The organism is Mycobacterium sp. E735, assembly GCF_001666955.1.
In the GTDB taxonomy this organism is placed as follows: domain Bacteria; phylum Actinomycetota; class Actinomycetes; order Mycobacteriales; family Mycobacteriaceae; genus Mycobacterium.
Genome location: NZ_LZIX01000211.1, coordinates 1 through 26,346, shown reverse-complemented (window position 1 = coordinate 26,346; position 26,346 = coordinate 1). Strand labels below are relative to the sequence as shown.

Annotated in this window: 24 protein-coding genes; 11 read left to right on the top strand and 13 right to left on the bottom strand. The window is 66.1% G+C overall.

Features of this window, described 5'->3' with window-relative positions; genetic code table 11:
- The first annotated feature begins 21 nt into the window (after nucleotides 1-21).
- Entirely contained in the window at nucleotides 22-1,680 is a 1,659-nt protein-coding gene (locus A5704_RS16815) for a (2,3-dihydroxybenzoyl)adenylate synthase (RefSeq protein ID WP_067890018.1), read from the top strand.
- An 11-nt stretch (nucleotides 1,681-1,691) separates the two neighbouring features.
- Here A5704_RS16815 and A5704_RS16810 read toward each other — a convergent pair whose 3' ends face one another.
- Together A5704_RS16810 and A5704_RS16805 are read right to left on the bottom strand one after the other, a co-directional pair.
- A complete protein-coding gene (locus A5704_RS16810; RefSeq protein ID WP_067748371.1) occupies nucleotides 1,692-2,306 on the bottom strand; it encodes a TetR/AcrR family transcriptional regulator in 615 nt (204 codons plus the stop codon).
- 87 nt (nucleotides 2,307-2,393) lie between these two features.
- Nucleotides 2,394-3,140 carry a maleylpyruvate isomerase family mycothiol-dependent enzyme gene (locus A5704_RS16805; RefSeq protein ID WP_082950474.1) on the bottom strand — a complete coding sequence of 249 codons (747 nt, stop codon included), beginning with the start codon at nucleotides 3,138-3,140 and terminating at the stop codon, nucleotides 2,394-2,396.
- 946 nt (nucleotides 3,141-4,086) lie between these two features.
- On the opposite strand from A5704_RS16805, the gene A5704_RS16800 reads away from it, so the two are divergent.
- The 3 genes from A5704_RS16800 (at nucleotide 4,087) to A5704_RS16790 (ending at nucleotide 8,155) form a co-directional block, all read left to right on the top strand.
- The gene (locus tag A5704_RS16800; protein ID WP_067890014.1) at nucleotides 4,087-5,469 is read left to right on the top strand and encodes a condensation domain-containing protein; all 1,383 of its coding nucleotides are present in this window, start codon (nucleotides 4,087-4,089) and stop codon (nucleotides 5,467-5,469) included.
- Between the two features lie 86 nt (nucleotides 5,470-5,555).
- A complete protein-coding gene (locus A5704_RS16795; RefSeq protein WP_067890011.1) occupies nucleotides 5,556-6,911 on the top strand; it encodes a hypothetical protein in 1,356 nt (451 codons plus the stop codon).
- Entirely contained in the window at nucleotides 6,905-8,155 is a 1,251-nt protein-coding gene (locus tag A5704_RS16790; RefSeq protein ID WP_067890009.1) for a hypothetical protein, read from the top strand. Before A5704_RS16795 ends, A5704_RS16790 begins: the two co-directional genes overlap by 7 nt.
- A gap of 77 nt (nucleotides 8,156-8,232) precedes the next feature.
- On the opposite strand, the gene fadD4 is transcribed toward A5704_RS16790, so the two are convergent.
- From fadD4 to A5704_RS16770, 4 genes are read right to left on the bottom strand one after another with little or no spacing between them, the layout of a single operon-like run.
- Entirely contained in the window at nucleotides 8,233-9,762 is a 1,530-nt protein-coding gene (gene fadD4, locus A5704_RS16785; protein ID WP_067748362.1) for a fatty-acid--CoA ligase FadD4, read from the bottom strand.
- A gap of 42 nt (nucleotides 9,763-9,804) precedes the next feature.
- Nucleotides 9,805-10,737 (bottom strand): TIGR03619 family F420-dependent LLM class oxidoreductase, encoded by a 933-nt coding sequence (locus A5704_RS16780; protein WP_067890004.1) that lies wholly within the window; start codon nucleotides 10,735-10,737, stop codon nucleotides 9,805-9,807.
- 2 nt (nucleotides 10,738-10,739) lie between these two features.
- Nucleotides 10,740-11,351, bottom strand: a complete 612-nt coding sequence (locus A5704_RS16775; protein WP_067890024.1) for a nitroreductase family protein — start codon at nucleotides 11,349-11,351, stop codon at nucleotides 10,740-10,742.
- A gap of 44 nt (nucleotides 11,352-11,395) precedes the next feature.
- On the bottom strand, nucleotides 11,396-12,481 hold the full coding sequence (locus A5704_RS16770; RefSeq protein WP_067890027.1) for a dihydrodipicolinate reductase: 1,086 nt from the start codon (nucleotides 12,479-12,481) through the stop codon (nucleotides 11,396-11,398).
- A gap of 126 nt (nucleotides 12,482-12,607) precedes the next feature.
- Between A5704_RS16770 and A5704_RS16765 the strand changes: the two genes are divergently transcribed.
- Together A5704_RS16765 and A5704_RS16760 are read left to right on the top strand one after the other, a co-directional pair.
- Complete coding sequence (locus A5704_RS16765; RefSeq protein WP_067748543.1) at nucleotides 12,608-13,516, top strand: enoyl-CoA hydratase; 909 nt, start codon at nucleotides 12,608-12,610, stop codon at nucleotides 13,514-13,516.
- Nucleotides 13,517-13,551: 35 nt separating this feature from the next.
- Complete coding sequence (locus A5704_RS16760) at nucleotides 13,552-13,968, top strand: PaaI family thioesterase (protein WP_067890001.1); 417 nt, start codon at nucleotides 13,552-13,554, stop codon at nucleotides 13,966-13,968.
- Here the strand turns inward: A5704_RS16760 and A5704_RS16755 are convergent.
- Nucleotides 13,947-14,966: an acyl-CoA dehydrogenase family protein gene (locus A5704_RS16755; protein ID WP_067889993.1), complete on the bottom strand. Its 1,020-nt coding sequence runs from the start codon at nucleotides 14,964-14,966 to the stop codon at nucleotides 13,947-13,949. The two genes, A5704_RS16760 and A5704_RS16755, sit on opposite strands and share 22 nt — an antisense overlap.
- A 107-nt stretch (nucleotides 14,967-15,073) precedes the next feature.
- On the opposite strand from A5704_RS16755, the gene A5704_RS16750 reads away from it, so the two are divergent.
- Nucleotides 15,074-16,246 (top strand): acyl-CoA dehydrogenase family protein, encoded by a 1,173-nt coding sequence (locus tag A5704_RS16750; protein WP_067889990.1) that lies wholly within the window; start codon nucleotides 15,074-15,076, stop codon nucleotides 16,244-16,246.
- Here the strand turns inward: A5704_RS16750 and A5704_RS16745 are convergent.
- Nucleotides 16,235-17,026, bottom strand: a complete 792-nt coding sequence (locus tag A5704_RS16745) for a TetR/AcrR family transcriptional regulator (RefSeq protein WP_067748352.1) — start codon at nucleotides 17,024-17,026, stop codon at nucleotides 16,235-16,237. The genes A5704_RS16750 and A5704_RS16745 overlap by 12 nt on opposite strands.
- Nucleotides 17,027-17,346: 320 nt before the next feature.
- Here A5704_RS16745 and A5704_RS16740 point away from each other — a divergent pair, with 320 nt between their 5' ends.
- Nucleotides 17,347-18,534: an amidohydrolase family protein gene (locus A5704_RS16740; RefSeq protein WP_067748350.1), complete on the top strand. Its 1,188-nt coding sequence runs from the start codon at nucleotides 17,347-17,349 to the stop codon at nucleotides 18,532-18,534.
- A 33-nt stretch (nucleotides 18,535-18,567) separates the two neighbouring features.
- Here the strand turns inward: A5704_RS16740 and A5704_RS16735 are convergent, their stop codons facing one another.
- From A5704_RS16735 to A5704_RS16720, 4 genes are read right to left on the bottom strand one after another with little or no spacing between them, the layout of a single operon-like run.
- Nucleotides 18,568-19,392, bottom strand: a complete 825-nt coding sequence (locus A5704_RS16735) for an enoyl-CoA hydratase/isomerase family protein (protein ID WP_067779979.1) — start codon at nucleotides 19,390-19,392, stop codon at nucleotides 18,568-18,570.
- Entirely contained in the window at nucleotides 19,389-20,474 is a 1,086-nt protein-coding gene (locus A5704_RS16730) for a hydroxyacid dehydrogenase (protein WP_067779977.1), read from the bottom strand. The genes A5704_RS16735 and A5704_RS16730 overlap by 4 nt, the downstream gene beginning before the upstream one ends.
- Complete coding sequence (locus A5704_RS16725; protein WP_067780011.1) at nucleotides 20,471-21,589, bottom strand: TauD/TfdA family dioxygenase; 1,119 nt, start codon at nucleotides 21,587-21,589, stop codon at nucleotides 20,471-20,473. The genes A5704_RS16730 and A5704_RS16725 overlap by 4 nt, the downstream gene beginning before the upstream one ends.
- Before the next feature lie 32 nt (nucleotides 21,590-21,621).
- Nucleotides 21,622-22,470: an HpcH/HpaI aldolase/citrate lyase family protein gene (locus A5704_RS16720; RefSeq protein WP_067779974.1), complete on the bottom strand. Its 849-nt coding sequence runs from the start codon at nucleotides 22,468-22,470 to the stop codon at nucleotides 21,622-21,624.
- Between the two features lie 52 nt (nucleotides 22,471-22,522).
- On the opposite strand from A5704_RS16720, the gene A5704_RS16715 reads away from it, so the two are divergent.
- Nucleotides 22,523-23,668 carry an acetyl-CoA acetyltransferase gene (locus A5704_RS16715; protein ID WP_067779971.1) on the top strand — a complete coding sequence of 382 codons (1,146 nt, stop codon included), beginning with the start codon at nucleotides 22,523-22,525 and terminating at the stop codon, nucleotides 23,666-23,668.
- On the top strand, nucleotides 23,668-24,072 hold the full coding sequence (locus tag A5704_RS16710; RefSeq protein WP_067748340.1) for a Zn-ribbon domain-containing OB-fold protein: 405 nt from the start codon (nucleotides 23,668-23,670) through the stop codon (nucleotides 24,070-24,072). Before A5704_RS16715 ends, A5704_RS16710 begins: the two co-directional genes overlap by 1 nt.
- 17 nt (nucleotides 24,073-24,089) lie before the next feature.
- Here A5704_RS16710 and A5704_RS16705 read toward each other — a convergent pair whose 3' ends face one another.
- A complete protein-coding gene (locus A5704_RS16705; RefSeq protein ID WP_082950476.1) occupies nucleotides 24,090-25,610 on the bottom strand; it encodes a class I adenylate-forming enzyme family protein in 1,521 nt (506 codons plus the stop codon).
- Nucleotides 25,611-25,719: 109 nt separating this feature from the next.
- Here A5704_RS16705 and A5704_RS16700 point away from each other — a divergent pair.
- A partial coding sequence (locus A5704_RS16700; RefSeq protein ID WP_067780009.1) for an SDR family NAD(P)-dependent oxidoreductase occupies nucleotides 25,720-26,346 on the top strand: 627 nt, incomplete at its 3' end.

The window sequence follows — 26,346 nt, the reverse complement described above, 5'->3', positions numbered from 1 at the left end:
GCCCCCCGCCTGAGGACCTCGATGACCGCGAACGCACGGCAACCCCTGGCCGGGGCCCTCGAAGGGTTTGTGCCGTTCCCCGCCGACCGCGCCGCCGCGTATCGGGCGGCCGGCTACTGGACTGGGCGCACTTTGGACAGCATCCTCAGCGACGCCGCGCGGCGCTGGCCCGACCGAACCGCCGCGCTCGACGCCGCGGACGGCTTCGGCTTGAGCTACGCGCGGCTCGACGAGCGCGCCGGCCGCGCCGCCGCGGGACTGCGGGCACTGGGCATCGCGCCCGGCGACCGGGTGCTGCTGCAATTGCCGAACGGTTGCCAGTTCGCGGTGGCGCTCTTCGGGCTGCTGCGGGCGGGCGCCATCCCGGTGTTGTGTCTGCCCGGCCACCGGGCGGCCGAATTGGGGCACTTCGCCGCCGTGAGCGGGGCCACCGCGTTGGTGATCGCCGACGCGGCCAACGGTTTCGATTACCGCGCCATGGCGCGCGCTCTCGTCGCGGACCACCCGACGCTCGCCCACGTCATCGTCGACGGTGAGCCGGGCTCGTTCACCTCGTGGACGCAACTATGCGGTCAGGCCACCGCCCCACCTCCGACGCCGCCGGCCGACCCCGGATCGCCTGCCTTGCTTCTCGTTTCGGGCGGCACCACCGGCACCCCCAAACTCATCCCCCGCACCCATGACGACTACGTGTTCAACGCGACCGCGAGCGCACAGGTGTGCCGGTTCACCGCCGACGACGTCTATCTGGTGCTGCTCTCGGCGGGGCACAACTTCCCGTTGGCCTGCCCCGGCCTGCTCGGCGCCATGACGGTGGGCGCCACCACTGTGTTCGGCACCGACCCCAGCCCCGAGGCCGCCTTCGCCACCATCGAGCGCCACGGCGTCACCGTCACCGCTCTGGTGCCGGCCCTGGCCAAGCTGTGGGCGCAGGCCTGCGGGTGGGAGCCGGTGACGCCGAAGTCCCTGCGGCTCTTGCAAGTTGGCGGGGCGAAATTGGAGCCCGACGACGCCCGCATGATCCGTGCCGCGTTGACGCCGGGGCTACAGCAGGTGTTCGGAATGGCGGAGGGGCTGCTGAATTACACCCGCCCGGGCGATCCGCCCGAGGTCGTCGACCACACCCAGGGGCGGCCGTTGTGCGTGGCGGACGAATTGCGGGTGGTCGACGCGGACGGCGAACCGGTCGCGCCGGGCGAGGAAGGCGAGCTCCTGGTGCGCGGGCCGTACACGCTCAACGGCTACTACCGTGCCGAGCGCGACAACGAGCGCTGCTTCGACCAGGACGGCTTCTTCCGCAGCGGTGACCTGGTCCGGCTGCGGCGCGACGGGTACCTGACGGTCACCGGACGGGTCAAGGACGTGATCTGCCGGGGCGGCGAAACCATCTCCGCGGCGGACCTCGAGGAGCAGATGCTCACTCACCCGTCGATCTTCTCCGCGGCCGCGGTGCCGCTGCCCGACCCGTACCTCGGCGAGAAGATTTGCGCGGCAGTCGTTTTCACCGGCACGGCGGTCACGTTGGCGGAACTGAACACCCACCTCGATCAGCGCGGCACGGCCGCCCACGCCCGGCCCGATGTGCTGGTCGCCATGGCATCGCTACCGACCACCCCGATCGGCAAGATCGACAAAAAGGCGATCGCGCGCCAGATTTCGGCCGGGCAAGCGCCAAGCTGACAACGGATGAGTCAGCTGTCCTTGTCGCGCAGGGCGTTCAGCAGCCGGTCCATCACCGCGCCGGCATCCGCGCGCGCTTGGCGCTGGTCGTCAGCGCGGGCGATGTAAAGCGTCGCCTCGCGCAGCGCCCCCATGACGGTTAGGGCCGTCGCCTCAACGGGCTGGCGCGGGATGCTGCCGGACTCGATCGCGTCATTCAGCAGCGCCGTCACGAATCCGATGTTGTACCGATGCCCGATGTCGCTCCAGCGTTCCCAGCCCAGCACCGCGAGCGCCTCCAGCAGCACAATGCGCTGAACCTCGGGATCGGAGCACGCGTCCAACCAAAGGCCCGCACACAATCGCATGATCTCGACCGGGTCGGTGTGCCCCGCGGCCGCGACGGCGTCGACCATGCGCGCGGCCATCTCGCCCTCCACCTGCTCGAAAACCGCGGCGAAAAGCTCTGTCTTGTCGGCGAAATGGTGATACAGGGCCCCGCGCGTCACACCCGCGTCTCGCACGATGGTCTCCAGGGACGCCTCCGCGAATCCCAGCGATGCGAACAGGGGACGGGCGGCGCTGATCAGTGCGCCCCGCGTGTCGGCGGCACGCTCGGCCTGTGTCCGGCGACCATCCTGCGCCATGCAACCCTTACCTTTCACACCCCGCATGCATTCTCATACATACCGTATGAAGGCGGCGGGAGGCGCCACCGCGGGAGGCGGCGTCGGTCAGAACACCCTGAGCCGGCGGACGATGTCCAGAGCCGACGGGTCCCCTTCCGCCTGGACAGCCAGGCCGTCCCAGGTGCCGCGCTGAGTGACCCAGCGGACGAACGCTTGCGAATCAGAGGTGATCCCCGCGGTCACATCGCCCCGGGTGCCGAGCCGCAGGGTTCGGGCACACAACCCGTCAAGCCGGACCTCGACTCCAGTGCGTAATGCGTTGAGCAGCTGGGTGTTCTGTTGCGGGAGGGCCGCCTCGATCCAGTCGAGCGTGGGGCCAAGCCGCAGCTCGTCGACCGTGGGCGGATCCGACTGCAACGGTCCATTCGGAGCGAACAAGTCGTACCGGAGATGGATGAAGGACTCGAAGACGAAGGTGGTGGGCACCACCGAGGCCGGATACGTTCCGACGTCCCCAATCGGTATCTCGACGTCTTGGCCCTCCACCGCGGCGAGCAACTCCAGCCCTCGCGCACTGACTGCCTCGTAGTCGGCCAGGACGTCTGCGGGCGTCATCCAGCGACGTGACTCCACATAGAGGTCAGCGGCGCGTTCGGCGGGCAGCCCACCGGGATCGGGCAACGTCGATGGATCGACCGCCAACCAGTAGCTACACGCCATGTGCGACACCAGATCCTGAACAGACCATCCAGGACATCCGCTGTCCTTCGCCCACATCGAAGCGGGCAATCCCGAGCAGACCTCCAAAACAACTCCGCGTTCCTTCGCAATGGCATCGAGCGTGGCACTCACTATCCCTCACCTCCTAGATACATACCGTATGTATAAACATACACACTGTATGTATGGAGTCAAGGCTTCACGGATCTCCGATCCCACCGTTGACTTTCGGCAACACCCGTGGCTAATCGTCTTCCTGCGCCGGCATTTCCGCTCGCGGCCAAAACGGTTGCCAACAGCCAGGTCTGGCAAAGCACGCAGAAGGGTTCCCGTGCCGGGACGCCTGGCCGGCGTGCCTCCGCGGCAAAGAGGGCGGCCCGGACGCGTACGACCTTCCCGGCCGCTCCGTCAGCGCGCGCTGGGCCGAATGTAAGGCGTTGCGGCACATCGGGATAGCCCGGCCGTGGTATCTCTCGGGCGTTCGCGTCGGGTTCGGTCGCACTCAAAGGGAGACCGCGGCAGCCCCTTTCGCATTTTGGATGGCCCGTTCGTCCGATGGATGACGTGGGCAGAAGATTACTTCGACCGGTACTATTCCGCCTTAACCGAACCTGAGATATGGTGATCGCGGCGCCGTTCCGCAGGCCCGGGGGTGACAAGAATTGCATCGCCACGATAGCGCCCGCTATCCGGTGATGGTCGGGCCGAGGCGTCGAGTAAAAGGCTTTTAGTAGTTATCTTGAGTTAGCCGCGCGCGAAATATGCGATCCGCGTTGCGGTTACCTCGCACGGCAAGACGACGGCGATCGGCGAGTCTTCTGCATTCTCGTGCGATTGTCACGCCCGAGGAGAATCTTCAATGACTGCGCCCCGCGACGCTCTGACTGCTTTCGCGGCGTCAACTCGGACCAGCGTGAGCCAAATCACTTCTGCGCATTCCACGCAGCTAGCGGCAGCGCCACTTGCTGGGCTCGTGGTGCGCAATTCCCTCGGCGGTCGAATTCATCCGGCAACCAATGCACGGTCACGTTAAGGTCATCCGGACCGGCGTCGCCTACTGACGGAGGAAAGGTCGCGCATGTTCCTGGGCACGGTTGACGACTGGACAGCCGAGGGCACCGTCGTATCGTGGTTTCCCACCGCCAGCACCTACGAGCAGGCAGCCGACGCGCAATACCATCCGGCGGCGGTCAGTTATCAGCAGTCGCAGCATCTTCGGTATTACCGACGCCAGGTCAACCGCGGCCGCGATATCCCGCGATTGTGCATAGGAGCCTGGGAGATTTGGGGCGTCTGCGACATAGACGCGATGACCCACGCGCTGAACAGCCATGTGCGGCGGCACGACGCCTATCATGACCGGTTCGCCTTCGACGACGGCGACGAGGTGGTTCGCCACGTTATCGCCGACCCCGAGACCATCACGTTGGAAGCAACGGATCTCGGCGAAATGGCGCCGCATCAGATTCGCAAACTGATTCTCGATACGCCCGATCCGCTGCAATGGGACTGCTTCAGCTTCGGAATCATCCAGGGCGAAGACCGCTTCACCATCTACATTGCCGTCGATCATCTGCGCGCCGACGGCATGTCGGCGGGTGTGATTTTCCTGGACATTCAGACGGCGTATTTCTCCGCGCTGCAGAAGTCACCCGTTGTGCCGATACCCGCACCCAGCCACCGCGAATACAGCGCGCGGCAACGCGCATTCACTGCGAGCCTCGATGTCGATTCGCCCGAAATTCGATGTTGGCGGGCGTTTCTCGCGGCGAACAATGGACTGCTCCCCAGATTTCCCCTGGAACTGGGCGAGGCGTCCGCCGATACGCCAGGGGCCATCGAAGTGTTCGACCTGATCGATGACGACCAGGGCCGGCGATTCGAGGCGGTGTGCCGCGCCGCGGGAGCCCGCTTCAGTGGTGGGGTGTTCGCCTGCGCTGCCCTGGCCGAGCACCGGTTGACCGGCGCACCCACCTACTTCGGCCTCACCCCGTTCGACAACCGGCGAGATCCCGCGCACGCCGCGGCCGTCGGGTGGCTGGCCAGTTTCGTCCCGTTGGCGATACCCACCGCCGGTGCGTCATTCGACGAGGTGGTCATCGCTGCCCAGACATCCTTCGACACCAACACGGCCCTCGGCGCGGTGCCCTACTACCACCTACTCGAGACGACGTCCGACGAGGTCGAGGTTCCGGACCGGCCCGTCCCGATGTTGTCCTTCATCGACATCCGAAAGCTGCCGTTCGGTGACTACTTCGATGGTTTGCGGGCCGGCATCTGGGGCGACAACCGGCTGTCGGAGACGGTGTGCATGTGGGTCAATCGCATGCACACCGGGACCCAACTGGTGGTCGCTTACCCGGGCACCGACGTCGCCCGCGAGTCCGTCCAGCGCTATGTCGATACGATGCGTGCCGAGTTCACGAGGGTGTGCGACGCCGGGGTGCACAGCCGCACCTGATGGATTTACGTTCTCCCACGCGAGGTCCCGATGTCAGCACCCGGACACGCAGACGTGTCGCGGGGTCGCGACGTAGCCAAGCCGGGATGGCTGCGCGGAGGTTGGCACTGCTGGACCAGGCCGCATTCTTACGGCTGCGCGCCACCGGTCAAGGCAGTACGGTGCAGTGCACGTGGATATACGACCGAGACGTGAATGTCGACCAATTGCGGGTCTTCCGCGCCAATCTCGCCACCGGCCTGCTCGGACGGCGGATCGAGCGCTCGCCGCTGCCATTCGGGCGTCACCGCTGGGTGGCCGACCGCCGCTCACCCGATATCGCGCTGGAACCGTGCCGGCCCCGGTCGGCGCTCGGTGCATGGGTCGAAAGACGCGCGCAGGTGCCCGTCGATCCCGAGCACGGCCCCACCTTCCACCTTGGCGTCCTGCCATTCGACGGTGGCGGTGCGGCGGTCACCTTGGTGGCATCACACTGTGTGGTCGATGGGCTCGGCCTCATAGCGGCGATCAGCGAGGCGGTCAACGCGGAAAGCGGCAAACATCGCTATCCACAGCCTAATTCACGTAGTCGGGCGCGCGCCGTCGTCGAGGACCTGGCCGGTGCGGCGCTCGCCGTACCGGGCGTCATCCGCGCGCTGATCGCGACTCTGGGGATCTTGTTCAAGGCGTCCTCCGGTCCCCGGGTTCCGCCCACGATGCCGCGGCCAGGTCCGCCCCCACCGGCCGACGACGAGCGCGCGGGCCTGCCATCGGTCACTTTGCAAACCGACGCCGCCGCATGGGAAGCCCGCGCGCACGCCCTAAACGGAACCGCCAACGCCCTATTCGTCGCATACGCGGCCCGGCTGGCCCACCGGATGGGCAGGGTGCTCGCCGACGGAAGCTCGGTGACGGTCGTGCTTCCGGTCAGCGACCGCAGCGCCGATGACGACCGGGCGAATGCGCTGACCTCGATCACGCTCACCGTCGACGGAGCGGCGGCGGCCGGCGACTTGAGCCGGGTGCGTAAGGATGTCAAGACGCTGCTGACGTCGCTGCAACGGCAACCCAACGAAATGCTCGCCGGATTGCCGCTCATTCCGTTCACGCCACGATGGCTGGTCCGGCGCGCCGAAGGCGTTGCCATGTCGACCGGCCAACTTCCGGTCGGCTGCTCGAATCTGGGGAACCTCGACGCCGCCGTGGGCCGCATCGACGGTGCGGACGCAGCCGAGGTCTGCATCCGGCTGGCCGAGCAGGGCGTCACCCGTCGCCGCATCGAGCAGAGCCATGGCCAATTGTTCTGCAGCACCGGAACGTTCAACGGTAGCCGGTTTCTCAACGTCATCGCCTGCCGAAGCGGGGCCGACAGTGCGGCGACCGCCCGCGAGCTCGCGTGCAGCGCGCTGGCCGACCTGCGGCTGTCCGCCACCACCGTCTACGAAGGCCGGACCGGATGGTGAACCTGGACGTCGAGCCGAACCGACGCGCACACCACCGCCGCTACGCGGCCTGCGCCGCCGCGATCGCGGCTTGGGCCCTGGTCGTCCTGTGGTTCGCGATCAAGGTCGTTCCGCTCGATGTGTACTGGATGTCGTACTACGCCGCCGACTACACGCATGGGTTCGTCCGCCGCGGACTCGCCGGTGAACTGGTTCGCTTGCTCCCCGGACATTACTTCGCGGTCGCGCTCGGTTTGCGGTGGCTCTCGACGGCGGTCTATCTGTGCGGTCTGGCAGCGGTCGCGGGCGTGGTGTTGTTGGGTCGCGGCCGGTCAGAGCGCGGGCTGATGGTTGTGCTGCTGATCCCGTTGCTCCCCTTCGGTGTCCCGTTCGCCGCGTACTCGGCCCGGCCGGACCTGTTCGGCGGGGCCGCCCTGGCGTTGCTTTCTTCCGCTTTGGTGTTGGTGCGATCCCGCAATATCGCGATGGCATGCTGTGCGGCCTACGGCGCCGCCATCGCGGCGCTGACACTGGTACACGAGGCGATCGGGCTGCAGTTCGCGCTGGGCGCCGTGTTGGCGATCGTCGCCCTGGGTGGTGCGCTGGAAAACGGCCGGGGCCCAGGCGCCCTGCTGGCGGTGACGCCGGGTGTCTGCACGACGGCCGCCGTGGCGGCCTTCGGCCGCCACCACATCGCGGCTCAGCTTTGTGCGTCGGTGCCCCGTCACGTGATGCCCAACCCGTTCGCGACGGTCACGTCGCCGGCGTCGCTGCTGCACTACGTTGTTGACGGGCAATCCGTTCGAACCGACTATCACGACTGGGTGTGCCGCAACGTGATGCCGAACTACGACAACGGAATCGGCGATGCTGTCCGCGCCGTCGGCCACATCGGCATGCTCGGTCTCACGGTCTCGCTGATCTTCGGCGCCGGTGCCCTCGCGCTGACCATGTGGGGACTCAGCGCCATATCGGGGGTGTCGCTCGGCACGTTTGTCGAGGCGCTGCGGGGCCGGATGACGTGGGTCGCCGGCGGGCTCCTGTTGATCTGCCCAGTCTTTGTGACCGGCTATGACTGGACCCGCTGGTTGACGGTCGTGACGTTCGATGTCGGCGTGGTCTTCATCCTCTTAGCGGCGGGCAGGCCGGAGATCGAGCATGAGCCCACGCCAAAAGCGTTGCGTTCCTTCATCCTTCTCGCCGTCATACTGGCGCTGATCCCGGTAGGGGCGGTTCCGGGCTTCGGCGGGCCACGGATGCTTTGAGCCCTGTCGCGTCCACTGCCGCGAAGCGCTCAATGATGGTATGCCCGGCGACTCGACCAGGCCTGTTTGACGATCGCCTAGCCTCCGGAGATACCCGCATACTTCTCGACCAGCTCCCGCTTGTACAGCTTGCCGGCATCGGTGCGCGGCAGGCACTCCTCGAAGTACAACCTGCGGGGACACTTGTAGTGCGCCAGCCGATTTCGCAGCCAAGCGATCAGCTCCTCGGCGAGAACCGGGGAAGCCAGGCCTGGATCCGCCAGTTGCACCACTGCGGTCACCGACTGCCCCATCACCGGATCGGGCACGCCGAAAACGGCGGCGTCGACCACGAGCGGGTGACCGATCAGACAATTCTCGGTCTCCTGAGGATAGATGTTCACCCCGCCGGAGATGATCATGTGGTTGCGACGATCGGTGAGATAGAGGTAGCCCTCGTCGTCGAGATAGCCGACATCGCCTACGGTGACCCAGCCCTGCGCACTGCGCGCCGCCGCCGTCTGGGCTTCGTCGTTGAGGTACTCGAAGGGATAACCACCCTCGTAATAGATCTCACCGATCTGTCCAGGGCCGAGCTCGCTACGGTCGTCGTCGAGGATGTGCGGCGTGCCGAGAAGTGGCTTGCCCACCGAGCCCGGGTGAGCGAGCCACTCGTCGGCACGGATGAACGAGATGCCGGCGCCCTCGGATGACCCGTAGTACTCGTCCACGATCGGGCCCCACCAGTCGATCATCTGCCGCTTGATCTCGGGCGGACACGGGGCGGCGGCATGGACGACGCGTCGCAACGTCGAGAGGTCGTAGCGCGTTCTGGCCTCTTCTGGCAGCCGCAGCATCCGGACAAACATCGTCGGCACAAACTGCGCATGCGTGACACCGTGTCGCTGAATGCATTCGAGGGCCTGTTCGGCGTCGAACTTCTGCATGAGGACCGTTGTCGCGCCGGCGGCTTGCGCCGCCATGGTCCACATGGCCGGCGCCGTATGGTAGGTCGGGGCTGGACTCAGGTAGACCGAGTCGGGGCCCACCCCGAGCGCCTCGAAAACGGGTGTCGACACCTTCGAAACGCCGGAGTTCGGCGATGTCAGCGGTCGGCGGATCCCCTTGGGGCGACCGGTGCTACCCGCGGAGTACTGCAGGAGCCGGCCGTCACGCTCATCGGTGATCGGCGTCGAGGGTTCGGCGGCCACGCATTCCGGGTAGCGCAGCCAGCCCCGGAGGTCGTCGTCGGCCATCAACGCCACGGCCGGCAGGCCATCCCCGAGCCGGTCGGACAGTTCCCGGCACGCATCGCGCATCAACCGCGAGGAGACGATGGCCTTCGCGCCGCTGTCGGCAACGACGTAGGCGATCTCGGAGTGGCTCAGGTTGGTGTTCACCAGCGTGTAATAGAAACCGCTGCGCTTGGCCGCCCACATCGCTGTGTGGATGTGTTCGTTGTTTTCCATGAGGATGGCGATGGTGTCCCCGGCGGCCAACCCCGATCGCCGCATGAAGTGCGCGAGCTTGTTGGCGCCGGCCTCGAGGTCGGCGAAGCTCACCGCCGTCCCTGAAGGATGAAGAATCACAGCGGGTTTCGCGGATCCCGCGTGATCACGCAACTGCATGCCGCACCGTCGATTCCTGCCCGATCCCGCGACGTCGATGCATCATCGCGTGACGTCGCGGAACGCCTCCACGAGCGGCGAGAGGACTTCGACCGCTCGTTCGCCCTCCTCTGGGACCGTCACCGTGAAGCGGACATCGGTGACGCCTGCCGCGACCAGCGCCGGTACCGACGCGACCGATGCCGGGTAGTCGATCGATCCGCCGTCGCCCTTCACTGCGCGCGCGACACCTTGGACTTGCAGATTGCCGGCGTCGCCACCGGCGGCGACGACGCTGTCCTTCATCTTGCTTATCGAGGTGGGCAGGTCGGCAAATGCCGAGCCCCAGGGAATCCAACCGCTGCCGAACCGCGCGATTCGCCGCGCGACGTTGCGGTTCACCGTGCCGCTGATCCAACACGGCACACCACCGGGTTGCACCGGCTTCGGCATCTGGTGGATCGCGTCGAAGGACAGTTCGGGCGAGTGATACGACGCCCGCTGTTCGGTCCACAGCGTCTTGCAGACCTCCAAGGTGTGGTCCAGCAGCCGCCCGCGGTGTGCGAAAGACAGTCCGGCTGCCTCGTATTCCTCTCGTTGCCACCCCACCCCGACGCCGAGATCGACGCGACCGCCGGAAAGCACATCGAGCGTCGCCAGCTGTTTGGCCAGGACCGCGGGACGCCGCAGGGCGGCCAACAGTATCGAGGTCCCCAGCCGGATCCGCTCGGTCGTGGCAGCGATCGCGGTGAGCACGATGAGCGGTTCCAGCCAGCTGCCGTCGGGCCCCGTAGGTTGGCCGCCGCCGGACGCACCACCCACCGAGGGGTCGGCGTATGCCTCCAGCTTCTCGCCGAACACCACATGGTCGGAGACGACCACACGGTCGATCCCCGCAACATCCATCGCCCGTGCCATTGCCAGCGTCGCCCGCCAATCATGTTGCGGGCCATCGGTAAAGGTGCGCAGGTACAACGAGATCTCGGGGTATCCCACTGTCACTCCCCTGTCTTGTGCCAAGGCCGGTCCCAACGATCGATGGCCGCGACCTCGTCCAGCGGTTTGCGCCGCACGGCATGATGTCCGCCCTTGGGCCAGCCGACCGTCAGCAACGTCGCGATCTTCCAGTCGCCGGGAATGCCGACCATCGAGCGCAGCTGGTCCTCGCAGGACCCGTGCCACAGGGTGATTGCGGCGCCGAGGCCCTGCGCGCGAGCCGCCAGCAAGAAGTTCTGCACGGCGGGAAAAATGGACCCGCCCTGCTGGAGTTCGGTGGTCCCCCGCTGCGGCTGGACGCAGAACAGCACCAGCACCGGCGCGGCGCCACCGACGCTCATGTGTTCGGCCATCGTTCGCAGCACGCGTGATTTGGGGTCGTCAGCCTCGTCCGCCGGCATCGCGAACCGATAGAAGTCGGTCATCACATCCCATGTCCGGTGCGCCGCTGCCGTGACCACGTCGCGCACGCTACTCGATCTGAGCACGACGAATTTCCAGGGCTGCTGATTGCCTCCGGACGGCGCCCAGCTGGCCGCCCGCAGGCAGGCCTCGATCACCTCATCGGAGACGGGTTCGTCGAGGTAGCGCCGGACGGCCGACGCCGTGCGCATCACCTCCCACACGTCGGCCGACGTCCGGGCGATGCGCTGTCCGCTCACGGCGTCCCCTTCGCGGGCAGCACGCCCCGCCAGGTTCCGCCGCGGGCCGGGCCGGTCACCAGAGGCAGGTCGAGGGTCGACAGCAACCCGGGCGGCGCGGCCATCACGGCGGGGATGGCGTTCAGCTCGCGCATGACGGTCGCGTAGGTCAGGCCGCGCATGTTATTTCCGCGGCCATGCATCTCGATGTCGACGGTGTAGGTCGGCATGCCGTCGATGATGACCCGGTAACCCCCGTGGGGTGACGGGTGCCGCGGCCAGCCCGGCGCCGCTTCCTCTCCCATGCGGGTGACGTGTTCGAGCGTGACGCGCTCCTCGCCGCCCACCATTCCGGCCAGCTTGAATCGCATGCCTCCCACGGTGCCAGGCTCGATCCATCCCGATGCGACCTCGTATCGGGTTGTCGCCAACCATTTCTCGATGGTGGTGTCGACGCGATCGAGCGGCAGGCCAACACCGTCGGCAACGAGATGCACGATGGGTGCCCACAACGCAGCCAGGCGCTCGGTGTCGAACAGCGGCGCCGGATGGTCGGGGGGGCAGCCAAAACCCATGAAGTCGAACATGATGTCGGGTTGTCTGATGGGCCCATAGTCCAAAATCTCGAGCATGGTGATGCCGTCGACGCGGCTGCTGAAGCCCGTCATGGTCAGCGCGATCACGTCGTTGGCCCACCCGGGGTCGACACCGCTGTTGAAGAAGCTGGTGCCGCCTTCGGCGCACGCCTCCTCGAGCAGGCCGACGGTTTCCCTGTCCGCCGCGGGTGGGTAACACATCGGCACCAGTGAGGTGCACACCACATCCTTACCCGACCGCAGGCAGCGCGCTATGTCCTGCGCCGCCTCGCGGTAGCGATAGTCGCCCGAAGCGAAATAGGCCACCACGTCCGCGTCCGTCGTCAGGGCGGCATCGACATCCCGCGTGGCGATGACGCCGGTCGCCGGCATTCCACATAGGTCACCCGCATCCTTGCCGTCCTTGGCTTCGGCGTGGACGACCACGGCGGCCAACTCCAGACCCGGATGCGCGATGAGGGCGCGCAGCGCGCCGACACCGACCTGGCCCGGACCCCAAAGAATCACCCGCGGCCTGCGTTGGCCCTCCGCCATGGGCACCCCTTCCGGCCGAGTTCGGCCACCGCGTGAGAACATATCTTCTCATATAGAGATAACACCATTACCGGACGGGATGAGGAAGCAGGGCCAATGGTGAACGATTACGAATTCTTGAAGTGGGAGACCTTCGACGACGGCATGATCATTCGCATTTCGCTGAATCGCCCCGAACAGCGCAATGCCCAGAATCGCGGCATGCTGGTCGAACTCGACGACGCGTTTGCGCGGGCGGAGGCCGACGACGACGTCCGCGTGGTCATCCTCGCCGGCGAGGGCCCGATGTTCTCGTCAGGTCACGATATCGGTTCCAAGCAGGCGCGCGCGGAATTCAGTCCGGGGCCGGGCCAGCACCCCACGGTGACGATCAACGGCGGGACCCGCGACGGCGCCGAGAGAACCATGCTGCAGGAATGGCACTACTTCTTTCAGAACAACCTTCGGTGGCGAAACCTCCGCAAGATCACCATCGCACAGGTGCATGGGGATGTGTTCTCAGCGGGACTGATGCTGATCTGGGCGTGTGACCTGATCGTCGGAAGCGAAGAGGTGCGCTTCGCCGATGTGGTCGGTACGCGGTTGGGCATGTGCGGCATGGAGTACTTCGGCCATCCGTGGGAGTTCGGGCCGCGGCGCACCAAAGAGCTCATGCTGACCGGCGACGCGATCGGAATCGAAGAGGCCTACCGGATCGGGATGGTGAGCAAGATCTTCAAGCGCGAAGAGCTCCCCGAGCGCACACTCGAGCTGGCAAGGCGCATCACCCAGGTCCCCACGATGGCGGCGTTGCTGATCAAGGAATCGGTGAACCAGTCCGTTGACAACATGGGCTTTTTCAACGCGCTGCAGTCGTGTTTCTCGTTGCATCAACTGAATCACTCACACTGGGCGCAGATCCGCGAGGACAAGGTTCCGACCGCCGGGGAGGCCCAGGGGGTACCGGACTGGCGAACCGCTCCCCCGGTTGTGCTGGCGGCCAAGGACCAGGTCCGGTCCGACGCGTGAGCGCCACGTCGTCCCGCCAGCCTGCGCCCCAACCGATGGGGGTGACCATCCCCGGTCACCTGTTCGGCCAGCTGCCCTTCTACGACGTGGTCGATACCGACGAGTCGGTCGTCGTCGACCTGCACAACCGCCCGGACCTGGTGAACTACCGCGGCGCGTTGCAGGGCGGGTTGGTCGCCACGCTCATCGATGTGGCCGGCGGGCGACTCGCCGTCAAGCACGCGGGTCAGGGTAGCGGGGCGGGCACCGCGGACATGTCCATCCATTTCCTGGCACCGATTGTCGAGGGCCCCGCGCGCGCGAGTGCCACGCTGCTCCGCGCGGGAAAGAGGATGATCGTGGTCGGTGTCGACGTATTCGACGTGGGTCGAGACCGGCTCGCGGCACGGGCGACGTTGAGCTTCGCGATCCTTGCTCCCCGCGGCCCCACTCAGCCCGCGACCGCGCCGTAACGCGCATCGGCGACGCGGTCCAATGCGGTCGCGGGATCGCCGATGACCATTGCCCAGCCGCGGACCCGGCGGTAGTACAACTGGATGTCACCCTCCATACCGAACCCGTATCCGCCGTGGATGTGGAGGCTGCGTCGCGTCGCGTCGCGCGCCGTCTCGTACCCGAATGCGAAGGCCATGCCGGCCAGTTCGCGAACGCGATCGGGCTCGTCGGCGAAGGCGCATGCCGCCTTGAGCCCGAGCAACCTGGCCCCGTCGGCGGCGGTGGCGCTGTCGGCCAGCGGGTGAGATACGGCTTGGAAGGAACCGATTGCGGCGCCGAAGGCGTGGCGTTGTCTGGCGTATTCGACGCCGATCTCGACGGCTCTCTTGGCAGCGCCCGCCAATGCGACGGCGGTCATGGTCAGCCACAGGTCGAGCGCCCGTGAGAACAGCTCGCGCGCCGCGGACCTGTCGGCGAGCACAACGGCGTTTGAGCCAATCGTGATGTCAGCCAGGGGCATTGACGCGAGGTTTCCCACCGCTTTCCGGTTATCCCCGACCGGCACCGCCAGCAACCGTTCCTCCGAGAGGGCGATGACGTAGTCTGCCACCGCCCCTGCCGGGACCAGTTCCAACCGCCCATCGCGTGCGGGACGGGGCGCGAGTGTGGCCAGTCGCTCGCCCGCGAGGACCTCGCTCAGCAACCCGGCGCCGGTATGGCCGGCCTCAGCCAGCGCGCGGGCGGCGACTTGCGCTTCGATGAGGGGCGCGGATGCGAGTGCCCGGCCGCATTGTTCGGCGATCAGCGCGAGTTCCAGTTCCGAGGCACCCCATCCTCCAGCGGCCTCACCGACTGCCATCTCAACCGCACCCGTCTCAAGCAGCGCCTTCCACAGTTTGGCGTCGAAGCCCGACGGCTCGGCCGCCCGGATGCGCTCGGAGGTCGACTCACGGGTGAACAGCGCGGCGAACGAATCGACCAGCTGCCGCTGTTCACTCGTCAAGCTCAGGTCCACGACCGTACGTCCCTCACACAAGCGGATATGGTTACTCTCAGATTTGAGATTAGCATTATCACACGCACCGTCCTTGACTGCGTGCGACGACAGATTGGCCCATGCATATGCATTTTCACCTCGATGCCGACACGGCAAGCTTCCGCGACGGCGTCCGCAACCACCTTCAAAACGTGTTGAGCCCCGAGTTCGAGGAGCGCATCTACCGCAGCGGCGTCGCCCACGACGACGAGTTCGCCAAAGGTCTCGTCGACAAGGGGTATTTCGCCCCGGGCTGGCCCGTCGAGTTCGGCGGACAGAACCGCGATGCATGGGACGAGCAGATCCTCAAAGAGGAGCTCATGCGTTGTGACGCGCCGGTATATCTTTCCGAAACTACGCGGATGGTGGCCTCGATCATCCGCGAGATCGGCACTCCCGAGTTGAAGGATCGCATTCTGGCCGGGGCCCTCAACGGCGACATCACCATCGCGCTGGGCTTCACCGAGCCCGAATGCGGGTCGGATGTCGCGGCGGCCGCCACCAAGGCGGTCCGCGACGGATCTGGCGAAGATGCGGATTGGGTGATCAACGGCTCAAAGATGTTCACCACCAACGGTCACATCGCCGACTTCATATTCCTGCTCGCACGCACTAGCCCCGACAAGCCCAAGCACCAAGGTCTGACAATGTTTCTCGTGCCTTGCGCCTCGGATGGCTTTGAGGCACAGGCGGTCTGGACTCTCTCCGGAGAACGGACCAACATCACGTTCTACAGCGACGTCCGCGTCGGGGACGAGTGGCGGATCGGCGAAGTCGACGCTGGCTGGGAGGTGCTGGGGCTTTCGCTGCGCTACGAGCACGCATCGGGGTGGGGCCCGCACCTGATCCGACTGCTGGATCATGCCGAACACTGGGCCACCAGCACCCGACCCGATGATGGCGCACCGCCCATCGCCAAGTCCGACGTCCGGCGCCGGCTCGCCCGAGTCGCCATGGAGACCGAGGTGTCGATGCTGCTGCAGCGACGATGCGTATGGATGCACGAACAGGGCGAGATACCGGTGGCTGAGGGCCCGATGTCCAAGCTGTTCAGCACCGAGGCGCTCGAACGCGCCAGCCAAGATGTGGTCGAATTGGTCGGCGCCGACGGCTTGCGCAGCTATCTCGAGCCGACCGCCCCAGAGCATGGGCGGTTCGAACACTCCCTACGGTTCTCGCTGGGCACCACGATCTACGCGGGCACCAGCGAGATTCAGCGAACGATCATCGCGCAGCGAGGTCTCGGCCTACCCCGTTAACTTTTTGCCCCGGCGCGCCGCGGTCGTCCGCGGCGCCGCCTTGCGTGCGGGCCGGGCCTTGGCGCCGTCGACGGGCGGCGTGACGGCCTGTTTGCACCATGCCCACAACTGGTCCTCCGTCAGCTTGGGGTCCTTGCCGCCACCCAGGTGGAAGACGCCAATCTGCGCGAGCGCGGTGAGGGTGGTGTTCAGCAGCGTGGTCAGCTGGGCGGGGGTCATGTCCGTGCGCACCAGCCCGGCCCGGGCGCACGACGTGATGATCTTCGTCAGCAGCTTCTGGTGGGGTTCCCACACCTTGGCAAAGTCATCCGGCCGCTCGATCTCCAGGCTGAGGTTGTAGATCGTCATGACCCGGCCACCGACCGCTTCCGAAGATTCCGCGCGGGACAGGACGCCCCTGCAGAACGCCTCGAGTTGCTCCATCGGGCCGTCGGCCGCGGCGACCTCCTGCCGGATGTCCTCCGTGAATTGACTGGTGACGTTCTCGTAGAGCGCCAACAGAAGTTCTTCCTTGCCCGCGAAGTGTTGGTAGAACGCTCGCAAGCTCAGGTTCGACCGGTCGATGAGCGTCTGGATCGTGAAGTCGGCCTTACCGGACTCCTCCACCAACTCCAGGGCGGTGGCCAGAAACCGCGAACTGCGGGCGAGGGCGCGCGCCCGCGCCGTGCTCAGGCGCCGCTCGATCGTGCGTTGCTGCCAGGTGCCGGGCACCTCGACGTCGTTGTCAACAAGTTCCAAGCCGGTTTCGATCGGGCGGCCGGCGGGCTTCTTCGTAGGCATAGTGCGAACAAGAATACTCGCCCGCACGCGAAAATGTGCGTCCTACCTACCCGTGTATGTTGATTGCCGCTTTGCGTGATTGACGGTTTCCATCCTCCGTCGGGTTTTGTCGACGCGCGTGCCGCCCTGCCGGAGAAGGCTTTCCGGGCACGGCCGCGATGGCGCCCTACCAGACGCGCGACACCGCGGGGTGTTCCTGGCCAGCCAAGCGTCCCCGCGTACCTCGAATCGAATCGCATGCGGTACCGTGGAAACGGTCATTCTCTCTACGAATCAGTGCGCCGCGAATTGAAGCCGCGGGCCGTCGAAGGAGTGCAGCGTTGAGTGCAGACATTCTGATCGTCTCGCCGGATGACCACCTGGTGGAACCGGCCGATCTGTGGACAAGCAGGCTGCCGGAGCGCTACCGCGACATCGGGCCGCGAATCGTTCGCACCAAGGGGCGCATGGACCCGAGCGTCACGTCCGATGTCGCATTCGTCGAGGATCCCGACGGCCGTGACGCGGATATCTGGCACTACGAGGATGCGGTCATCCCGATCCCCCTCATCAGTGCCGCCGCCGGCTACGACCTCGACGAGCTCAGCACCGACCCGATCACCTACGACGAGATGCGTCCCGGCTGCTTTCGACCGGCGGACCGGCTCGCGGACATGGACATCGCAGGCATCGAGGCCTCGGCCTGCTTCCCCAACACGCTGGTCCGCTTCTGCGGCCAACGTTTTCTCTACGGCAAGGACAAGGAACTCGCCAGACTTTGCGTCGAGGCCTACAACGACTTTCAGATCGACGAATGGGGGGGTAGCTCGAACGGGCGGCTGATCCCGCTGGGGATCATTCCGCTGTGGGACGTCGAACTCGCCGCCAAGGAGGTCGAACGGGTTGCCGCCAAGGGAATGCGCGCGGTGTGCTTCTCCGAGCTACCCAGCCGTCTCGACCTGCCCTCCATCCACAGCGGCTACTGGGACCCCTTCTTCGCGTCCTGTGAGCGCAACCAAGTGGGCATCATGTTGCACATCGGGTCGAGTTCCTCACTCACCAAGTCCTCGCCCGACTCTCCGCACGTGGTTACCAGCGCGCTCATGGCGGTCAACTGCACGATCGCGTTGGTCGACTGGCTGTTCTCCGCCAAGCTCGTTCAATTTCCGGACCTCAAGATCGCATTCGCCGAGGCGCAGGCCGGCTGGATTCCCTACTACCTGCAGCGTGTCGACGAGGTCTGGGAGGACCGTCGGGCCTGGGGCGGCATTCATCCCCTGTTGACCGAACCGCCCAGCAATCAGGTGCCGGGGCGCGTCTACTTCTCCACCTTCGGCGACCCGGTCGCCTTCCGCATCCTCGATCTCGTCGGCCCCGACCAGCTGATGTTCGAGACCGACTACCCGCACAACGACACCAACTGGCCGAGGAGCCTGGAGGTCGCCAATAAGGCGACGGAGGGCCTGGACGAGGAGACAAAGCGGAAGGTGTTGTCCACCAACGCCAAAACGTTCTTCGGCATGGTGTGAACAACTGGCTCCGGGGATTTCGGGTCGCGGGTACTACAACGCCTTCCACTCGGGTTTGCGCTTTTCGAGGAAGGCTCGCGGCCCCTCGACGGCGTCCTTGGTCAGCGCGACTTTCATCCGATAGTTCTCGGCGAGCAGTTCGGCCTCATAGATGGGCAGCGTGAGACCCTTGCGCACGGCCATCCGCGAACCTCGTACCGCCAGTGGCGCATTTGAATTGACGATTCCGGCGATCTCCCACGCCCGGTCCACCAATGAGTCGTGCGCCACCACCTCGGTGAAGATACCCAGGTCGTAGGCCCGTTGGGCGTCGAGTCGTTCGTGCTTGCCCATCAAGATCAACCGCATCGCGACGGGCAGCGGCAGAATCCGGGCAAGCCGCACCCCTTCGCGCCCGGACGTCACGCCGATGCTGACATGCGGATCCATCAACGTCGCGTGCTCCGACGCGACGGTGATGTCCGCGGTCGTCACGAGATCCAGTCCCGCTCCGCAGGCGATGCCGTTGACGGCGCAGATGATCGGCTTGGTCATCTGCAGCCACGGCGGCGTAGCCTCTTGGGGCGCGTCCCACTGGCGCATCGAGCTGAGGATGGGCTCGCCCTGGTTGTCGATTCCGGCCGCGTTGTCCATGTCGTGGTCGGCCGCCTTGTTGACGTCCGCGCCTACGCACAGGGCGCGTCCGGCGCCCGTAATGATGACCGTCCAGATCTGTTGGGAACGTTCGATTTCCGAGTATGCGATCGACAGTTCGGCGATCATCTCGTCGTTGATCGCGTTGAGGACCTCGGGGCGGTTGAGGGTCACGCAAGCGGTGTGATCCCGCACCTCGACGTCGATCGTTTTGTACTCACTCATCTGATCCGACCCCCGCTCTCCAAAACGCTTGTGGCGCTGGGACGAAATCCGAATGCGTCTTGAAATCGGTCGCAGAAGCGGGGCCAGACATCGGGATTCAGTAGCCGTGGTGGCACACCGCCGCCGAAGATCGTCTGCCACTGCGTAGCCGTGGCAACGGCGATATCGCGCGTGGCCTCGACCGTGATACCCGCGGTGTGGGGCGTGGCCACCACATTGGCAAGCTGCAGCAACGGATTTTCCTGGCGCGGTGGTTCCTCATGGAACACATCCAACCCCGCCCCGGCGATTCCTCCGGTGCGGAGCGCTTCGAGGAGCGCGGTTTCGTCATGGACGGGTCCGCGCGCTGTGGTGATGAAGAACGCTGTCGGCTTCATCGCCGCGAACTGCCGACTGCCGATCAATCCCTCGGTCTCACTGGTCAACGGACAGGTCACCTGGACGAAGTCCGAGCGCTCGAGCAGTTCGGCAAGCGCAACGGCTCGCACCCCGCGTGCTCGCGCGCTCGCCTCGTCGAGGTAAGGGTCGAAAACGAGGACCTCCATATCGAACGGCGCGCACAGTTCAACCAGGCGCCCACCGATCGCCCCGAGCCCGATGACACCCAGCGTCTTGCCCATCAACTGATTGCCCCGCAGGACCATTCGATCGCTGAGGGAACCGGCTCGCAGCATCCGGTCTCCCGCGGTGATCTTCTTGGCCAGGTCGAGCATGAAGCCCAGCGCGTGCTCGGCGACCGCCTCCGCGCCCGGCCCGGAGTTGTTGCACACCGCGATTCCGGCGCGTGTGCACGCGTCCACGTCGATGACGTCGTACCCCGCGCCCGCCGAGCACACGGCGAGAAGCTTGTGACACCGTCGCAGCAAATCCGGCCCGGCCAGCCACTGCGCACCGCCGGCGTAGCCGGCCACGTCCGTGCGGGTGGCGACCTGGTATCCGTGTGCGGATTCCAAGATGGCCCAGCTGTCCGTGTCGGCCGCGGTCAAGTCGAGCTTGACCAGGTCGACGTCGGCATTTTCGAGGATCTCGCCGGCCACGGGATCCGTCCACCGCTCGTAAACCAGACGCGGACGAACGCTCACGTGTTCTTGACTTTGGGTTTCGCCTGCGCCGCCTTGAACATTTCGGCCAGTTCGGTGTTGACGTTCTTGTAGTCGTTGCGGGCGATGGCGCCGTCGCGGCCCTCGACTACGTCGTATCCGAGGCGCAGGTCCTTGTTCTCCATGTGGAAGTACTCACGGCCGATCGGCAGTCGGCGGTCTTCGCGCGGCACTTCCATCCACGCCCGCAGGAAGCAGCGCGCCTTCTTCGGATCATTGCTGCTGACGAAGTCGGACCGCGAATGGCACATCGCGAAGTTGTTGGCCACCGCGGCCTCGCCGGATTCCAGTCGGAATTCGACTTGCTGCTCGACCAGGATGTTGCGCAGTAGATCCACCGCCTCGACCTCTTGTGGCGTGAACTCACGGCCCAGGGCGTGCATCGCGGGCAGGATGCTGCTGTAGGTGAAGTTGATGCAGATTCGTCCGTCGATTTGGGAGAAGACGGGCACGTCATAGGGCGTCACGTCGGGTTGGTCGTCGGGCTGCTCGCTGCGGCGATGATGCGGGAACCCCCGGTAGAGCACTTCGAGCAGATCCGGCCGTTCCGCCAGAACCCGGTTGTGCGCAGCAGGCCCGCTGGCGAACTGGCTCTCCCCACCCTGCGCCGCGGGATACACACACAGCAGCGACAGGATGTCGGCGGCGTCGTTGTGCATCGCCAGTTCAGCCCGGGATTTGGTGCCCCGGGCTGGTTGTACGCCACCCGGCAGGATCTCCTCCTGCACGCGCACCATCCGGTGACCGAAGGAGTTGTTCGACACGAGATACCCGAGGTGCGTGCAGAACGCCCAGTAAATTCGTTCGAGTTCCTCGATCGAGTGCTGTTCGACCGGAAAGCCGCGCACGCAGGCCAAGCCTTTGCCGAACATTAGTTCCCGGTAGAGCCGGGCCAGATCGTCGTCGAGATCCGGGTGCCGTGCGTCCTCGGGCGTGATGTCGTCTCGGTCCTTGTTCGCCGTCTTGGCCAGGATCGATTCCAAAGCCGCTACGTTGCGGGCCGATAAGTCGAACGCGAAGTCCTCCTTGCTCTTGAAGTCGGCCCCGGTCCACGCCATCGTGTCGGTGACGGGTTCGGTATAGATGGCTGTCGGCATCCGGTCCTCCTGAATGGGTTGGCTCACTGCGGCTATTGGTCGTCGTTCGTGCAAATCGGTTCGCGCGGTGACTCGCTCAGCCCGCGGAGCGCTTGCGCGCGCGTGGTGGCCGCCTCCGTCATCATCCCAATGTCGGTCCCCGCCGAGATGAACCGCAAACCCATCCCCACGAAACGACTGAGCAGTTCGAGGGACTTTATTCCGGCCATCCCGAGCGCCACGCCGTGACTTCGGCAAGCCGCCGCGACCGATTCTACCGCACGCTGGAAATGGGGATTCTCATACTGCCCGTGGATGCCCATTTCAGCGGTCAGATCGCTCGGCCCGACGAGGATCATGTCGACGCCTTCCACCGACGCGATGGACTCGCAAGCTTCGACCGCCTGCGGAGTCTCGATCATCACGGCCACGACGGTGCGCCGTTCGAGCACCTCGACCAATTGTGTCGCCGGACGCTGCCCGAATCCGCTGACAGCGTTGGGACCCGATATCGATCGATGGCCGAGCGGGGGAAACCGCGCGGCGTGAACCACCGCCTCCGCCTCGCTCTTCGAATTCACATGCGGGACAATCACTCCCACTGCCCCGCCATCCAGCACACGGGCAATGACGCTGGCGTCGTGCGACGGCACCCGCACCAGACCGGATATCCCCGCCCCGAGCGCGCTCATGCAGAGCATCTGTGCGGTTTCCAATGACGTGGATGTGTGTTCGAGATCGACATAAACGGCGTCGTACCCGCAGGCCGCCGCAACCGCGGGAACATCAGGGGTGCGTGAGTTGAGCAGAGCCAGGCACAGCACCAGGGGGTGTCCTCGCAAGGCGTCCCGCAGCGCCGTCGTCATAGGCTCACGGTAGCCGACCGAGAATGCGGTTTCCATCTTTCTGCGAACTGTCGTTATCGAGCGGGCGGCGGTGTGATAACCATGAGCTATGCCGCCGAATCGCGTCGCTATCGTGGGCGCAGCCCTTTCCGACTGCGGTCGAGTTCCCGATAAGACCGCCATGGCGCTGATGGCGCAGTCCTCGCGGCGCGCGGTCGTCGATGCGGGCCTGACGAAGGACGACGTCGACGGTTTCGGTGCTCATGGGACGTTGCTTCCGCCGGTCGAGGTCGGCGAGTACCTCGGTCTGCGCCCCGACTGGGTCGACGCGACCAACGTCGGAGGATCCTCGTGGGAAGTCATGGCCGGTCACGCCGCGGCAGCGATCGCGGCAGGGCAGATCGAGGTCGCCTTGTTGACGTACGGATCGACCGCGCGCTCGGACGTCAGGCGCCGGGTGCGACCGTCCGCCGCCGCCATGGGCACCGGAGGCGTCCTGCAGTACGAGACGCCGTACGGCGCGACGTTGATCGCCAAGTACGCCATGGCGGCCAGGCGACACATGATCGAATTCGGCACGACCGTCGACCAGCTGGCGGAAGTCGCCGTCGCCGCCCACGAGTGGGCGGCCATGAACGAGAACGCATTTGAGCGCGACCGCATCACAGTGGCCGACGTGGCGAGCGCACCGATGCTGGCCGACCCGTTCACCTCCAAGCATGTGTGCCTGCGCACCGACGGTGGTGGCGCCGTCGTGCTGGCCAGCGAGCGGGTGGCCAAGGATTGCGCGAAAGAGCCGATCTGGATTCTCGGGTCGGCCGACGCGACATCCCACGTCAGCATGAGCCAATGGCCCGATTTCACGACCTCGGCCGCCGCCCGCTCGGGCCCGCGAGCCTTCGCGCAGGCGGGCGTCGGCCCGGGTGACATCGACGTGTGCCAGCTCTACGACTCCTTCACGTCCACCGTGCTGCTGACCGTCGAAGATCTGGGCTTTTGCGCCAAGGGCGAAGGGGGACCGTACATCGAATCCGGTGCGCTGCGCCCGGGCGGGGCGCTGCCGACCAACACCGACGGAGGCGGGCTGGCCTCCTGCCATCCCGGTATGCGAGGGATGTTCCTCATGGTCGAGGCGGTGCGGCAGTTGCGAGGCGAATGCGGGCGGCGCCAGGTCGGCGGGGCCCGGTTGGCCTGTGTGCACGCCATGGGCGGGTTCTTCACCCACAGCGCCACGATGATTCTCGGGAGGCAGTAGTGACGGCACCCGATCGGCCCACGATCGACACCGACGGACAGGCCTGGTGGGCGGCCGCGCAGGACCGCAGATTGACGGTCAACCGATGCCGGTCCTGCGGTCGGGCCTCGTTGTACCCACGGCCGTTCTGCCCGCACTGTTGGTGCGAGGACGTCGAATTGGCGCCGGCCACCGGACGCGCGCGGCTGTACACCTGGAGCGTCATCCACCAGAACGCCGCGCCCTTCGACGCCCATGTTCCGTACGTACTGGCAATGGTGGACCTCGAAGAGGGGCCACGGCTGATGACCGTCGTCGAGGATTGCGCCATCGAAGACCTGCGCGCAGACATGGATCTGATGGTTGCCTTCCGCGAAGACGGCGACGGATTCGTCGTACCGGTATTCCGCCCGGCACGCGCCTAAGCTTCGCCGGCTGCCCGTTATCCCGCAGTCGCGAGACGGTCGGCGAGCAAACGGCGCCGCCCGACCGACCCTTCGTCAAGCTTCGCGCGGTCGATCTTGCCGTTGGCGTTGATTGGAAGCGGCTCGTCCCACAGCACGAGTTCTTCCGGCAGTTTGTATTTCGGCATCCCCTCGGATACGAGAGCGACGGCGACCTCGGCCAGAGTGATATCGACGTCGGGTTCGAGCACAATTGCCATGGCCAGCCGCTCTCCGGTGGTGTCGTCGGCGACCGCATAGGCCGCACACTCGCGGACCCCGGCGATCCGAGAAACGGCCTCCTGCACCTCGGCCGCCGGGATCTTCAGCCCGTTGCGAATCACGATGTCCTTGATGCGGCCGACGATCCGCACCCGGTCGCCGACGATGTCCGCCACATCGCCGGTGCGGAACCAGTCGCCGTCGAACGCCATCTTGTCGTCCTCGGCGTCGGTGTATCCGAGGAACGTGTGCGGCCCCCTGATGCAGCATTCGGCGGATTCGGCCGCGGATCCGACGCGCACTTCGACATCGTCGAGCGCCACTCCGTCGTCGGCATGGCGCACCGCCCGCGACTCGCCCCGCAGACCGGAGGTGCTTACCGGTGCCTCCGAGGACCCATACGCACGCATGACGACGATGCCGAAATCGTCTTCGACGCGTTCGACGATCCGCCGGTCCAGCGTCGTGCCGCCGAGATAAACCGCCCGCAGCGGGACGACGGCGTCGCGCGCCACGGCCTCATCGAGTATCCGGTCGAGCAGCCGGTCCGGACCGCCGTACCACGTCGCACCCGAGGTGACCAGCAGGTCGCACGTCGCCGACGGGTTCCAACGGTCCTCGAGAATCACCGGTATTGCGAGCATCGGTCCGATGAACAGCGCTTGCAAGACACCGGTGACCGACGCCAGCGGGCTGATCAGAAAAATCCGGTCTTCTGAACCCAGGCCCGCCGCCGCAATGTAGTTCGCCGACGCTTTGGCCAATGTGCTGAGCGAGTGGATCACGCCCTTTGGCCGAGACGTCGTACCCGAGGTGTAGAGCACGAAGGATGGTTCGTCGGCCGGCCGCGCCGGGCGCGGCGGATCGCTGGCCAAGCGCTCACCGGCACCGAGTTCGATCCAACGGCACAGCCCGGATAATTCCGGCTCGGAGACCGCCGTCCAGTTCGGCGCCGCGCCGAGCCGCGCCCGGGTGCGGGTGAGAATGTCGGCGACGTGTTTGGCCCCGGCACTACGCGGCACGAGCAGCACCATCGCATCCGCCCGCAACGCCGCGTGGATCGCGACCACCGAGTCAACGTCGTTGCCGACCACCAAGACGATCGCGCTGCCCGGCACGACACCGGCGTCTGCCATGGCCACGGCGGCCGAATCGATGCGCTCGTCCAGCTCGCCGTAGGTGAGTTCGGCGCCTCGGTCCACCACCGCTGGACGGCCGGGATGCCGGGCGGCTGCGGAGCGCACCATGTCGAACGGTTCCCCGGTCCACAGGCCGGCGGCGCGGTACCGGGGCCGCAGCGCCTCGGCGCGCCGACGCGCATGCGGCAGCAGTTCAGTCGGGCCGCCCATGGATGTCCCCTCCAATGCAAATTACTGCTCTCGATTGAGTAAATGTAACCTCTCACCTATGCAGTCAATGACTTTCGATAACCAGGTGGCCATCGTCACCGGCGCCGGTGGCGGCCTTGGCCGCTGTCACGCCCTCGAGCTCGCACGGCGCGGTGCCCGCGTCGTGGTCAACGACCTGGGCAGCGCCGTGGACGGCAGCGGCGCGTCGACGTCGGCGGCCCAGGCCGTGGTCGACGAGATCACAGCCGCGGGCGGCACCGCGGTCGCCAACGGGGACTCGGTGGCCACCGAGGACGGCGGCGCCGCGATCGTGGCAACGGCGATGGACGCCTTCGGCCGGGTCGATATTCTGGTGAACAACGCGGGGATTCTGCGCGACGCGGCTTTCAAGAACATGACCGCCGAGCAGGTTGATGCGGTCATATCGGTACACCTCGCCGGCGCATTCAACGTGACGCGGGCCGTGTGGCCGATCATGCGGGCACAGAATTACGGACGGATCGTTCAGACCACTTCCGGCACCGGACTTTTCGGGAACTTCGGTCAAGCCAACTACGGCGCCGCCAAGATGGGCCTCATCGGCATGATGCACGTTCTCGCCATCGAAGGTGCCCGCAACGGCATCGCCATCAACGCCGTCGCCCCCATCGCACGGACGCGGATGACCGAGAACATCATGGGGGAA